At 68.0% G+C, this 13,188-nt stretch carries 9 protein-coding genes; 4 read left to right on the forward strand and 5 right to left on the reverse strand.

The annotated features are described in order from the left end of the window. The first annotated feature begins 84 nt into the window (after window positions 1-84). Genes BEN78_01395 through BEN78_01405 form a run of 3 tightly spaced genes read left to right on the forward strand, consistent with a single transcriptional unit; the run spans window position 85 to window position 3,516 of the window. Window positions 85-918 carry a formate dehydrogenase family accessory protein FdhD gene (locus BEN78_01395; GenBank protein ID ASR44825.1) on the forward strand — a complete coding sequence of 278 codons (834 nt, stop codon included), beginning with the start codon at window positions 85-87 and terminating at the stop codon, window positions 916-918. After that, entirely contained in the window at window positions 915-3,269 is a 2,355-nt protein-coding gene (locus BEN78_01400; GenBank protein ID ASR42261.1) for a CbbBc protein, read from the forward strand. Before BEN78_01395 ends, BEN78_01400 begins: the two co-directional genes overlap by 4 nt. Then, a complete protein-coding gene (locus tag BEN78_01405) occupies window positions 3,259-3,516 on the forward strand; it encodes a hypothetical protein (protein ASR42262.1) in 258 nt (85 codons plus the stop codon). The genes BEN78_01400 and BEN78_01405 overlap by 11 nt, the downstream gene beginning before the upstream one ends. 242 nt (window positions 3,517-3,758) lie before the next feature. On the opposite strand, the gene BEN78_01410 is transcribed toward BEN78_01405, so the two are convergent. Further along, on the reverse strand, window positions 3,759-5,936 hold the full coding sequence (locus tag BEN78_01410; protein ASR42263.1) for a hypothetical protein: 2,178 nt from the start codon (window positions 5,934-5,936) through the stop codon (window positions 3,759-3,761). A gap of 291 nt (window positions 5,937-6,227) precedes the next feature. Between BEN78_01410 and BEN78_01415 the strand changes: the two genes are divergently transcribed. Further along, the gene (locus BEN78_01415; protein ASR42264.1) at window positions 6,228-6,452 is read left to right on the forward strand and encodes a hypothetical protein; all 225 of its coding nucleotides are present in this window, start codon (window positions 6,228-6,230) and stop codon (window positions 6,450-6,452) included. A 128-nt stretch (window positions 6,453-6,580) separates the two neighbouring features. Here the strand turns inward: BEN78_01415 and BEN78_01420 are convergent, their stop codons facing one another. From BEN78_01420 to BEN78_01435, 4 genes are all read right to left on the reverse strand, one after another. Continuing rightward, the gene (locus BEN78_01420) at window positions 6,581-7,420 is read right to left on the reverse strand and encodes an aldose epimerase (protein ASR42265.1); all 840 of its coding nucleotides are present in this window, start codon (window positions 7,418-7,420) and stop codon (window positions 6,581-6,583) included. Beyond that, window positions 7,410-8,414 carry an alpha-N-arabinofuranosidase gene (locus BEN78_01425; GenBank protein ID ASR44826.1) on the reverse strand — a complete coding sequence of 335 codons (1,005 nt, stop codon included), beginning with the start codon at window positions 8,412-8,414 and terminating at the stop codon, window positions 7,410-7,412. The genes BEN78_01420 and BEN78_01425 overlap by 11 nt, the downstream gene beginning before the upstream one ends. A gap of 50 nt (window positions 8,415-8,464) precedes the next feature. Beyond that, window positions 8,465-9,952 (reverse strand): transporter, encoded by a 1,488-nt coding sequence (locus BEN78_01430; GenBank protein ID ASR42266.1) that lies wholly within the window; start codon window positions 9,950-9,952, stop codon window positions 8,465-8,467. 120 nt (window positions 9,953-10,072) lie between these two features. Continuing rightward, window positions 10,073-12,979: a TonB-dependent receptor gene (locus BEN78_01435; GenBank protein ID ASR42267.1), complete on the reverse strand. Its 2,907-nt coding sequence runs from the start codon at window positions 12,977-12,979 to the stop codon at window positions 10,073-10,075. Between the last annotated feature and the right edge of the window lie 209 nt (window positions 12,980-13,188).

A 13,188-nucleotide genomic window follows, 5' to 3' on the forward strand; every position in this document is an offset into this window, starting at 1 on the left:
CGTTGCCGGCGGGCCTCACGGGCCCGCCGCTATCGTCATCCCATGACCCAGGCCCCTGACTCCGATCTGCCCCAAGGCGCCGTGCTGCGTTCGGTCGAACGCTGGCGCGGCGGCGCGGGCCGCCAGCTCGACGACGCCATCGCCGAGGAAGTGCCGGTGGCGTTCGTCTACAACGATGCGCCGTTCGCGGTGATGATGGCCACGCCGGCCGATCTGGAAGATTTCGCACGCGGCTTCGCACTGAGCGAGGGCATCGTCGAACATCCGGACGATGTCGCGATTGAGCGTATCGAGCATCTCCTCGAAGGCATCGAGATCCGCCTGCGCATTCCCGACGCGCGTGCCGAAGCGCTGGCCGCACGCCGACGCAGCATGAGCGGGCGCAGCGGGTGCGGCGTCTGCGGCAGCGAGCTGCTGGAAGCCGCGCTGCGCGTGCCGCCGCCGGTCGCGGCCGATGTCCGCATCGCGGTCCACGCCCTGCAACGCGCACTGCGACAGCTGCGCGACAGCCAATCGATCAATGCACTGACCGGCGCCACCCACGCCGCCGGCTGGGCCGCGACCGACGGCACCCTGCTGCTGGTGCGCGAGGACATCGGCCGGCACAACGCGCTCGACAAGCTGATCGGCGCACTGCATGGCACCGGTCAGGCACTGGACGCGGGCTTTCTGGTCGTCACCAGCCGCGCCAGTTACGAAATGGCGATGAAGGCCGCCAGCGCAGGTATCGCCCTGATGGCCGCGATTTCCGCTCCCACTGCGCTGGCGATCTCGCTCGCCCAGCGCGCCAACCTCACCTTGATCGGCTTCGCCCGCGACGACGGGCACGCCGTGTACACCCACGCGCAGCGGCTGCTGCCCGAGTCGGCGCCGTCGCCGTCCGCAGCCCCTCGCCCCGGCAGGAGTTCCACGCCATGAGCAAGCATCCGATCCGCAAGTACGACGCCCCCGCCGGCGGCTGGGGCGCGCTCAAGAGCGTCGCCAAGGCGCTGATGGACCAGAACATCGCGGTCGACGGCGCCAAGACCCTGCTGCGCGCCAACCAGCCCGACGGCTTCGACTGTCCCGGCTGCGCCTGGCCCGATCGCGACCACACCTCGACGTTCGAGTTCTGCGAGAACGGCGCCAAGGCGGTCGCGGCCGAAGCCACCAAGTTCCGCGCCGGCCCCGACCTGTTCGCGCGCTACAGCGTTGCCGAACTGCGCGGCTACAGCGACCACTGGCTCGAGGGCCAGGGCCGGCTGACCACGCCGATGCGCTACGACGCGGCCACCGACCATTACGTGCCCACGACGTGGGACGAGGCCTTCGCGCTGATCGCCCGCCACCTCAACGCCCTGCCCTCGCCCGACGAGGCGATCTTCTACACCTCCGGGCGCACCTCCAACGAGGCCGCCTTCCTCTACCAGCTGTTCGTGCGCGAGTACGGCACCAATAACTTCCCCGACTGCTCGAACATGTGCCACGAGTCGTCAGGCACGGCGCTCAAGAAGCAGATCGGCGTGGGCAAGGGCACCGTGTCGCTGCACGACTTCGAGCTCGCCGATGCGATCTTCATCTTCGGCCAGAACCCGGGCACCAACCATCCGCGCATGCTCGGCGAATTGCGCGAGGCAGCGCGGCGCGGCTGCGCGATCGCGTCGTTCAATCCGTTGCGCGAGCGCGGCCTGGAACGCTTCGCCGATCCGCAGGACAAGGTCGCGATGCTGACCAACGGCTCGACGCAGATCTCGTCGGACTACTTCCAGCTCAAGATCGGCGGCGATCTGGCGGCGATCAAGGGCATGATCAAGCACGTGCTCGAGCGCGACGTCGAAGTCACCGGCCAGGGCGGCGGCTCGCTGCTCGACCAGGCTTTCATCGCCGAGCACACGTCCGGCTTCGACGCGTTCGCCGCCGACGTGATGGCCGAACCCTGGGAGATCATCGTCGAGGAATCGGGCCTCGACGAGGCGCAGATCCGCCGCGCCGGCGAGCTGTACCTGAAGTCCGAACGGGTCATCGCGTGCTGGGGCATGGGCATCACCCAGCACAAGCATTCGGTGGCGACGATCAACATGCTGACCAACCTGCTGTTGCTGCGCGGCAACCTCGGACGACCCGGTGCCGGTGCCTGCCCGGTGCGCGGCCACAGCAACGTGCAGGGCGACCGCACGATGATGATCTACGAAAAGCCGCCGGCCGCGTTCCTCGATCGGCTGCGCGACGTGTTCGGCTTCGAGCCGCCGCGCGAAGACGGCTACGACACCGTCGGCGCGATCGAGGCGATGATCGACGGCCGCGCGAAGGTGTTCTTCGGCATGGGCGGCAACTTCGCGATCGCGACTCCCGACACCGAGGCCACCGCACGCGGACTGCGCAACTGCGCGCTCACCGTCAACGTCACCACCAAGCTCAACCGCACCCACCTCACCCACGGCCGCGAGGCGCTGATCCTGCCGTGTCTGGGCCGGACCGAGATCGACATCCAGGCCCGCGGCGCGCAGGGCGTGACCGTTGAGGACTCGATGAGCATGGTGCACCTGTCGTCGGGCATCAATCCGCCGGCCTCCGACACCCTGCTGTCGGAGCCGGCGATCGTCGCCCACCTGGCCCACGCCACGCTCGGCGAACGCAGCCGGGTGCCGTGGCTGGCGCTGATCGAGGACTACGATCGCATCCGCGACCTGATCGCCCGCACCTTCGACGATTTCCACGACTTCAACGCCCGGGTCCGAGTGCCCGGCGGCTTCCGGCTGTCGAACACGGCGCGCGACCGCCGCTGGCTCACCGAGACCGGCAAGGCCAACTTCGTGCCGGCCCGGGTGCCGACCGACAATCCGATCCACCGCGCACGCCGGATGCACGGCGACCGGCCGGTATTCACGCTGGCGACCACACGCTCGCACGACCAGTACAACACCACCGTCTATGGGCTGGACGACCGTTACCGCGGCGTGTTTGGCGAGCGCCGCGTGCTGTTCATCGCCGCCGAGGACATCGCCGCGCTCGGCATGCGCGCCGGCGATTGGGTGGACCTGGAAAGCCTCAGCGAGGATGGCGTGCGCCGGCAGGCCAAGCGCTTCCTGCTGGTCGAGTACGCGATTCCGCGCGGCTGCCTGGCCGCCTACTACCCCGAGACCAACCCCCTGGTGCCATTGTCGAGCTACGCCGACGAATCGCGGACGCCGACATCGAAGTCGGTGCCGGTGATCGTGACCCCGCACGTACCCGACACCGACGCCGCGGCCCCGCGCCAGCGCGACATCCCCGCTGCCGTTGTCCGCTGACACCGCCCTGCTCGAAGCGCTGCTGCACGCGCTCGCCGACGCCCCCGACGGGGTCTCGCTGCCGCGGCTGTGCAAGCGCCTTGGCCTGCGCATGAGTGTGCTGCTGCGCATGCTCGCCTACCTGGGCGAGGACACGATCGGTGGCACCCACGGTCTGGGCTGGGTCCGCACCGTCGACGACGGCGCGCGGACCCTGGCCCTGCTGACTGACACAGGCCGCCAAGCGTTGAATCAGGACGACGGCTGAAACCGCACCGCGTCGCGGGCAACGCCCGCCACCCGGCGCCCCTCACTCGCCGAGCGGTCGATGCTCCCCGCCCTGCGCGGGCGATGCACCACCTCCCCCGCGCTGCAGGGGAGGTCGGCCCGCCCGCGGGCCGGGTGGGGGCATGGGCCTGCCCGGGACACCAGCGCCCGGGCAGCCCTCAATCCCTCGGCTGACCGTCTGCCTGCGATCGGGTCACGCGGGCCGGCCTTTCACGCGCGCGCCTATTGGCACCCCGACGGCGCCGCGGCGACGATCGCGGCGAACCCGGGCGTTGCCGGCGACACGTACGGCGCCAAGCCGCCCTTGCCCGCCGTCGCGAACACATAGCGCGCCAGATCCATGTCGGCCGGCAGCCAGTTGTCCTCGAACAGGGCGAGCGAGCGCGCATCGTAGAGCGCCAGCATGTCCGGCACCGAGCCGACCGAGCGGGTCAGATCCCCAGGCACCCCGTGCGCCTGGCAGTTGGCATCCGAGTAACGGACCACGCTGCCCGCCACGCGCAATCCCGACGTATCGCGCACGTCACGCAGCAGCACCGCGATCCAGTCGTCGAGGTCGTCGCCCTTGCTATTGACGCTGTTGTTGAGCAGCAGGTTGTCCTCGAACGCCAGACGCCCGCCCACGCGCACGCTCAGCACGTCCTTGCGGTAGCCGTAGAAGACGTTGTTGAACAGGTGCGATTGCCCGCGCCGCAACAGCGGCACGCGGCGCAGGCCGTTGTAGGCGCTGTCGCCGAACACGTCGTCGGTGGTCACGTATAGATTGTTGTGGACGGTGCTGGTGATCTGCGCGTCGATCGTGTGGCTGTCGCTCGAGCCGTGCAGCGCGGCGCGCTTGACGTTGTGCAGCCGGTTGAACGACACGGTGATGTCGTACGCGCCGACCTTGACGTCGTAGGCCGAGTCGCCGGTGTTCTCGAACGTGTTCTGGTGGATCCAGATGTCATGCGAGGCGCCGGTTGAGCGCACCATGTCCGGGTCGAGGTCGTGGTCTTCGGTATGGCCGACGCCGACGAAGCGGTTGTTGGTGACGATCACGTTGCGCGTGCTGTGGGTCGGACTGCCGCTGCTGTCGGCGCCGATCTTGAAGCCGCTGAAGATGAAGTGCGCGTTCGCGCCGCGGCCGTCGATCGTGGTGTTGGCGCGCACCATCGGCAGCTTCAGCGCATCGAGGCTGGCATCGTTGAGCCGCGCATTGAAGAACGTGTCCTCGCACGCGGCCGTCGATACGCCCCGATTACTGCACCACAGCCGGTGATCGCGACACTCGGCGATGCTGGCATTGCCCAACGCGGTGCGCACCTTCGGGTCCGCACAGCCGTTACGGTACATACCGATCTCGGTCGGCGTGGCGAAATCGACCTTGTCGAAGACGATCCAGGTCGGCGTGTCGGTCCCGATCGCATCGAGGATCTGCTGCTCGGGCGGCACCGCCCCACTCTTGGTCACCACGACCAAGGTGCTGCCGCCGGCCGGCGCATAGCCGCCGGTGGTGCGGTGCCCGAAGCCGACCGGGCTGCCCAACGACTCGGACAGGCACTGGACGATCGCCTGGTCGGTGGTCAGCACCGGTGACTGCCGCCAGTTCATCGACGGGGTCTCCAGCAGTTGCCGGCAGGCCGCGGCGATTCCAGTGCCCGGCCCGCCGCCTCCGCCGTCGCCGCCATTCGGCGCGATCGTCACTGCGACCGGCGCCGACTCGTAGGCGGTGCCGCTGCCGTCGAGCACACGGACCCAGTAGAAGTACGTGCCCGCCGCCAGGTCCGCGTCGGCGTAGCTGCCGCCGACCACATGGTCGGCCATGAGCGTGCGCCCTGCCGGATCGGCATCGACATCGCGGTAGATCTGTTGGCGCGCCGGCGTACCGCCGTCGACCGACCACGCCAGTTGCGCGATCGCGCCCGACGCGGTGGCCGACAGGGTGACCGTCCAGGGCGAGCCAGGCGGGTTCACGGTGCCATCGCCGGCATAGGTCTCGAATTCCGCCACTGCGGGCGTGCCATTGGCGCTGAGGATCTCGAAGTTGAGCTTGCTGAGCGAGACCGGCGCGAATGCGATCGTGCCTGCGCCGCTGCCGGTCGCCAGCACCTGGCCGTTGCCGTTGTTCACCAACCGCCAGTTGCCGATGCGGCCCTGCTGGCCGCTCGGCTCTCGGATCACCGCCGCGCCCACGCTGCGGGCCGCGCTCCACTTGACCGAGATCCGGCCCGTCGTGCCGCTGGGCGACCACCAGGTGCCGGCATCGCCGTCGATGGCGTTGCCGTAGCTCGTACCGCCGCCCTTGCTCGAACCATCGGCGCTCGCGCCCAGGCTCAGGTTGGGGCCTGTCTGCGCCTGTACGCCGCCCACGGCGCAGACGCCCAATGCCGCCGCCAACAGCCACTGCCTTGTCGCTTTCATCTCCGTCACCTCCTGCGAAGCGGGGCTAGCCCGGAATTCGATCCACGAAACCGGATGCCGACGGACGGGGGGGGAACTGGAGTATGCACACGCCAGCGAACAATGACCACCGGGGGACAATCAAGCGAATCAATGTCTTGCGGACATTGCATTGGGGCTGCGGCGGGCGCCGGACTGCAGTGCAGCGGTTGCGATCCAGCCGTGGACAGTGCGGCCGCAGGTCACGGCCGGCTCACGGCCCAGCCGCGACGCTTGCAGGGTTCGCAATCCACCACGGAGATCACGATGGGAATGCTGAGATGGTTGGCGCTCGGCGCCGCAGGGGCTTTCGCTTACAACGCCTGGCAGAAGCGCCAGACCGTCGCCGGCACGTCGGCGTCGGGCACGCTCGATGATGGCCGGAGCACGCCGCCACACGGCGATGCGATCACGGTCGGTGGACCCGATCGCGAAGTGCCCGACGCACCGACGACGCGGCCGGCGCATTCGAGCCGCAGCTTCGGCGACGAGGACTGAGCCGAATCGGCCGCCGCATCGCGCTGCCCATGGCCAGCGCGATGTGGCGGCCCGCGTTATCTGCGACCTTGTGTTCCCGCACTCGCGGGCATTCGATCACGCCGGACAGACGGCGCCGGTCCGCACGATCACTCCCACACCAGCTCGAACCAGCGCGTCAGTCGTTCGCCGGGCGCCAGTCGGCGTGGCGCGAGATTGAACGCATCCGGCGGTCCGCTTTGCGGTTCCACACAAGTCGCATGCGCGGCGGCGTCGTACACGACCCGATGGTCGCAGTCCGAACGCAACCGCAAGCGTTGCTCGCCGCGATACAGCACGATGTCGTCGCCACCCGGAAAACAGTCGTCCCAAGGCCCGGATGATGCAGGCGCGAGCGGTCGGGTCGCGATGCCGTCGTCGTCGCGCGGATAGACCTGCGTCGGCGCGAAGTCCACACGCTCGGGTTTGCGGAACCAAGGATGCCAGCCGATCTCTGCCGGCATCGCGTGCTCGCCGGCCGCAAGCGACAGCGTCAGCCTCACCCGCCGCGGCGCGACCTCGATCCGCTGCGCCGCAGTGCCGCCGAACGGCCAAGTCGCATCGGTCGGCAGCGTCAGCGACAACGCGATCGCATCGTGCGTCTGCGCCTCGACCTGCCATGGCAAGGCGAAGCCCACGCCGTGGATCGCATGCCCGCCGAAGTTCGTCGGCAACGCGTATTCGCGGCCCTCGAACCAAAACCTGCCACGTCGAATCCGGCCGACCCACGGCAGCATCGGATAGCAGCCCCAGGCGATCGTCGCCGGCCAGCCGTCGTCGGGGCCGACCAGGTGCGCGACGCCTGCGTGCACGATCTGCGCGATGCGCCCGCCCGCTTCGGGCGCGACGACGACTTCGGTCGCGCCGCTGCCGATGCGCAGCACCGGCCCCGGCGGCAGCGGCGTGGACGCATCGTCGCGGGTGCGCGAACGCGCGATCTCAGCCGCCATAGGGCGCGATCGTGCGGATGCGACCCTGGGCGTCGTGATGCAGTTCGGTGACCTTGACGTCGCGCAGGTGGGTCACGCCGCCCGAGCGCAAGGCATCGTGATAGTACAGCCACCAACGCCCCTCGAACTCGACGATCGAGTGCTGCGTTGTCCAACCCACGACCGGCTCGAGCAGCACGCCCTGATGAACAAAAGGCCCGTAGGGGCTGTCGCCGATCGCGTAGCACAGCAGGTGCGTGTTGCCGGTCGAGTACGACAGGTAGTAGCGACCGGCGTGGCGATGCAGCCATGGCCCCTCGAAGAAACGGCGCGTGTGGTCGTCGGCGCGCAGCGGCCGGCCGTCGGCGTCGAGGATCGCCACCTCGCGCGTGGGCTCGACAAGCCCGCGCATATCGGCGCGCAGCCGCGCCACACGCGGCCCCAGCGCAGGCGCCGCGCCGGCCGGTTCCTCGTGGGCCGCATCAAAGACGTCGTTGCGGTACTTCTGCAGCTGCCCGCCCCAGATCCCGCCGAAGTACAGATACTGCTCGCCGTCGTCGTCGGCAAACACCGCCGGATCGATCGAGTACGTGCCGAGGATCGGTTCGGGATCGGGCACGAACGGGCCTTCCGGCCGGTCACCGACCGCTACGCCGATGCGGAACAGACCGTCATCGCACTTGGCCGGGAAGTAGAAGTAATAGCGGCCATCGCGACAGGCCGCGTCGGGTGCCCACATCTGTCGCGCGGCCCACGGCACGTCGCGCACATGCAGTGCGCGGCCGCAGTCCTCAGCCTCGCCGCCGGGGTGGTCCTGGCGCAGCACGTGGTAGTCCTCCATGCCGAAATGCCCGCCCTCATCGTCGAACGGGGCGCCGGCATCGATGTCGTGCGAGGGATAGATATAGAGCTTGCCCTCGAACACGTGCGCCGACGGATCGGCGGTGTGGATGTGGGTCACCAGCGGCGTCGAGATCGCCCGGTCGGCGAGCGCCTGCAGGTCCGGCGCGGGCATCGCATCGGCTGTGGGCGCGCCGGCCGGCGATGCGTCCTCGGCGGGCGCGGTCATGCCGCAGCTCCAGCAGCGCGCGCACGACGCGCACCGAGCTCATGTTCGATCCGAGTTTCCATCGGCTTGTCGATCTCATAGAGGAACAGCAGGGCCACGCCGGCCAGGAACGGCAGCGAGCAATACACGCTCACCGCCAGTCGGATGCCGTCGATCGCGGCCGCCGGTTGAACACTTGCGCCGGCCTCATAGCCGTAGCGCGCCAGGACCGCGGCGACCAGCGCGCCGCCGATGCTCAGGCCGACCTTCAGGCCGCACAACATCGCCGAGAAGATGATCGCGGTCGCTCGGCGGTCGTTCTTCCACTCCGACCAGTCCGCGACATCGGCGATCATCGCCCATAGCAGCGGGATCGTGATGCCGTAGAAGAAGCCGTGCAGGATCTGCGAGCCGAACACCAGACCGATCGCATCGGGCGGATAGAGATAGAACGCCAGCAGGAACAGCGTCGAGACCGTCAGCGCGCCGCCGAACACGTTGCGCTTGCCGAAGCGATTGGCCAGCGGCCGCGACAGCCCGATCCCGAGGATCATGCAGAGGATGCCGCCGGCGTTGAACAGACTGAAGGCCGAGGTCGGCGCGTCCTCCGGCCACAGAAAGCCCGCCATGCCGGCGCCGGTCAGCAGCGCGTTGAGCCCGTCGATCGCGCGTTCGAAGCCCGTGCGCTCCAGGAACCCGGCCAGTGCGGTGGGGTCGAGGTAGTACTGGAAGTAGTAGATGGTCATGCCGCCCTTGAGGGCGAGCGCGACGAACACCAAGATCGTCAGCAGCAGCATCACCTGCCAAGGACGGTTGCGGGCCAGGTCGACCAGGTCCTGGCGCACGCCTGACGACTGCGCCGGTGTCGGCACGATGCGCTCGCGCGTGGTCGCAAACGTGATCAGGAAGAACACCGTGCCGACGATCGCAAACAGCGTCATCACGCTCTCGAAGCCGCGCACCCGGTCGCCGTCGCCCAGAATCAGCACCAGCGGCAGCAGCAGCACCTGGATCACGAACTGCGCGATCATCACTGCGACGAAGCGGTACGCCGACAGGCTATTGCGCTGGGCCATGTTGCCGGTCAGCACGCCGCTCAGCGCCGCATACGGCAGGTTGTTGGCACCGTAGACCAGCACCAGCAGCGTGTAGGTCACCAGCGCATAGACCACCTTGCCGCGCTCGCCCAGTTCCGGCGTGCTGAAGGCCAGCAACGCCAGCGCCCCGAACGGCACCGCCGTCCACAGGATCCACGGCCGGAACTTGCCCCAGCGCGTGCGCGTGCGGTCGGCCAGCAGGCCGATCATCGGCGTGAACACGAACGCGCCCAGCAGGCCGACGACAAAGATGATCGTTGCCGCCGTCGCCGCCGGCAACGCATAGACGTCGGTGTAGAAGAACGCCAGGTACGTGATCAGGGTCTGGAAGATCAGGTTCGCGGCGAGGTCGCCGAGGCTGTAGCCGACCTTCTCCCTGACCGAGAGGACCTGCGATGCGTTGCTCATTGTATCGATGTTCCCCACTGCTCCCGGACGGCACCGGCGCGGTGCCCGCATCGCCACCTGCAAGGCACCTGCGCACCGACGTCCGGGAGGAAGACGCCGGCGCGCAGGGCCCGCCCTGCCTCAGAACGTACCGCGGATCCCGACCGTGAACGTGGTGCCCGGGTCGTAAAAGTCGTTGACTGCGTTCGGGTAGGCGAAGTACGACCGGCGCTCCTCGCCGGTGATATTGAGCACGTTGAAGGTCAGCTGCGGCTCCGAACGCACCCCTTTGAGCGTGTAGCTGGCCGACAGGTCGAGCTGGCCGCGATCCTCGCCATAGATCTGCGCAAACGGGATGCCCTGCTGGTTTGGCCCCGAGCCCACTGCGCCCTCGGACCAGGTATAGGACAGGCGCACCGAGGCGACGGCGTTCTCCCAGTAGGCGGTCGCGTTCCACATCGACGGCGCCACGCCATAGACGTTGCCCGCCAGCGCATTGGCATCGTTGCCCAGGGCCTTGATGTCGAGCTTGGTGTAGTTGGCCATGAAGCCCAGGCCTTCGAGCACCACGCTCAGCGGCTGCACCCAGATCGCCTCCCAGCCGCGGACCTCGAGTTCGGCATCGGCGTTGACCTGCTGGTTGACGTTGACCATCGCCACGTCCGGGCCGCCGCGCGAGTTGATCGCCTGCTGCTGCGCGTCGACCAGCGTGTCGAACGGGATACCCAACTCGCGGAACGGCTTGGTGGTCACGCCCTGGTAGGTGTAGCCCTCGATGCGCTTGTTGAACAGCGTCAGGCCGACGAAGCCCTCACCGCCCGTATACCACTCGCCGCCGATATCGAAGTTGGTCGAAGTGTAGGGCGTGAGGTTGGGATTGCCCTGGGTGGCGACCTGGGCCGAGATGTCGGTGAAGGTGGTCGCCGGCAACATGGAGCTGGGGTTGGGCCGGGTCATCGTGCGCGAGGCCGAGGTGCGCAGCACGACGTTCTGGGCCACGTCCCAGGCGGCGCTGAACGACGGCAGCCACTCGGCGTAGTCGCCGGTCAGCGTCTGCCACTGGCGGACCCCGCCGATGGTGACCGGACCGCTGATCTCCTGATCGGTGGTCGCATAGCGCACACCCATGTTGTAACGCAGGTTGCGATTCCAGATCTCCGACTCGCCATTGACCATCACATAGGCGGCCTTGGTGGTCTCGTCGAAGCCACCGGTGGCGCCCCCGGTATTGGGACCGGCGGCCTCCGGCGCGCGGTCGCGGTAGTGCGCGTAATTGGTGTCGCGCATGAAGCGATCGAAATCCACCGTCACGAACCCGCTCGGTCCGGGCAGGATGTAGTTCGCCAACTGGGCGTCGCTGATCTGCGACAGCGCATAGGGCTGCCAGTCGGTGCCGGTGTCGCCAAAGCCCTCGATGCGCCGCTGGTTGTTGTCCCAAGACACACCGAAGCTCACGTTGTTGCGATCCTCGCCCAGTTGCAGGTCGGCGCGGATGCCGCTGGTTTCGGTGACGCGCTTCTCGTTCTGCGCCCAGACGCGGCCGCCGGTCCAGGTCCAGCCCAGGCCCGGATCGTTGAGATCCAGGTCGCCGTCCCAGGTCGGCACGTTGCCGTCGTTGCGGTACTGCAAGGTCGTAAACGGCGAATTGAAGCCGATCGTCGGCGAGTCGCGGAACATCCAGCTGCGGCTCATATTGGCCTGCACGTCGAGCTTGATGTCCTGGCCCTCGCCGAACCAGAACGTACCTCCGGGCGTCAGATGCCAGTACTGCACGTCCTCGGTGTAGGGCCGCGCCTCCATGAAGAACTGCGCATTGGCGAAGGTGGCGCTGGTGACGACGTTGTTGCCATCGAGCTGCATGTCCAGCGGAATGATGTTGCCATTGCGACCGATCAGGTTGATGTCGATGCGGTCATTGGTCCGCTTGGCCTTGGTGTAGAGCACGTCCATGTACAGTTCGACGCGGTCGTTCGGGCGCCACTGCACCGAGCCCAGGAACGCGTCGCGGTCGCGGTCGCCGCTCATGTGCACCGGCCGGCCCAGCCGCGGGATCAACGCTTCGCCGATCTGCTCGGGGGTCAGGCCGGGATTGGCAGCCCGCAGCCACGCGGCATCGATCACCTGGCCGGGCACCAGTCCGGCACCCAGCGTCGAGCGGTTGCCCGGCACGACATCGGGGATGCGCCAGCCATTGCCGCCGGTCACGTTGCAGGGGCTGCCCAGCGACGGAAAGCCTGCCGGCGCGCCGCCGTTGCCGCACTGCGCATTGGTCAGGTTGGGATTGGTCCAGCCGATGGTCTCGTAGCCTTCGACACCGATCTTGCCGCGCTGCGAGGTCACGCCGGCGAGCACGCCGAATGTCCCGTCCTCGTTGGTCCAACTGCCGATCACGGTGCCGCGCGGACTGGTCTTTTCGCTGATGTCGTTGTAGTCGGCCTGCAGCGAGTAGGTCAGCTGGCTGCCGTTGACGTCGAACGGACGCATGTTGCGCATGTCGACCACGCCCGAGGCGCCGCCTTCGGCCAGGCGCGCGGTGGGCGACTTGTAGACGGTGAGCTGGTTGAAGAACTCGGTCGGGAAGATATTGAGATCGACCTCACGGTTCTGGTTGGTCGCATCCAGGCCGATCGACGCGGTCGCGACCGAGGCGCCGTTGATCGTGGTCTTGGTGAAGCTGCTGGGCAACCCGCGGATCGCGATGTTCAGCCCCTCGCCGTTGACGTCGCGGTTGAGTTGGATGCCCGGGATGCGGCTCAACGATTCGGCGATGTTGGTGTCGGGGAACTTGCCGATGTCCTCGGCGAAGATCGAATCGGTGAAGCCGGTCGAGTCGCGCTTGGCCTCGGTCGCAAACTGCAGGCTCTGCCGGTAGCCGCGGACGACGACCGCATCGAGATCGGTGGCCGACGCTCCCGCCGGCGCCGTGTCCTGCGCGAGCGCCGGCGTGCCCACCACTCCCAGCAGCGCCAGACCCAGCGCATGCGACAACGCATTCTTCGAGACTTGCTTGTACACCGTACTCCCCTCCCGTTTCTGGTGACCGCACATGGCGCGCTTTGCGTCGCCCATGCCATGGTGTGGTGTTCGTTTTTCGCCCCTGCCCGGCCTGACAACCGCCTCGGCGCCGCGCTCGAAATTGATGGTAGCGCTATCAAAAAACGACCGCACGCTGCGTAGCAGCATGGATACACTGGCGCGGATTGACTGCATAAATCCAGCTGAAATCACGCATGTCGCGCGCATCGGCGATGCAATTC

It is taken from the genome of Xanthomonas citri pv. mangiferaeindicae (assembly GCA_002240395.1).
Classification (GTDB): domain Bacteria; phylum Pseudomonadota; class Gammaproteobacteria; order Xanthomonadales; family Xanthomonadaceae; genus Luteimonas; species Luteimonas citri_A.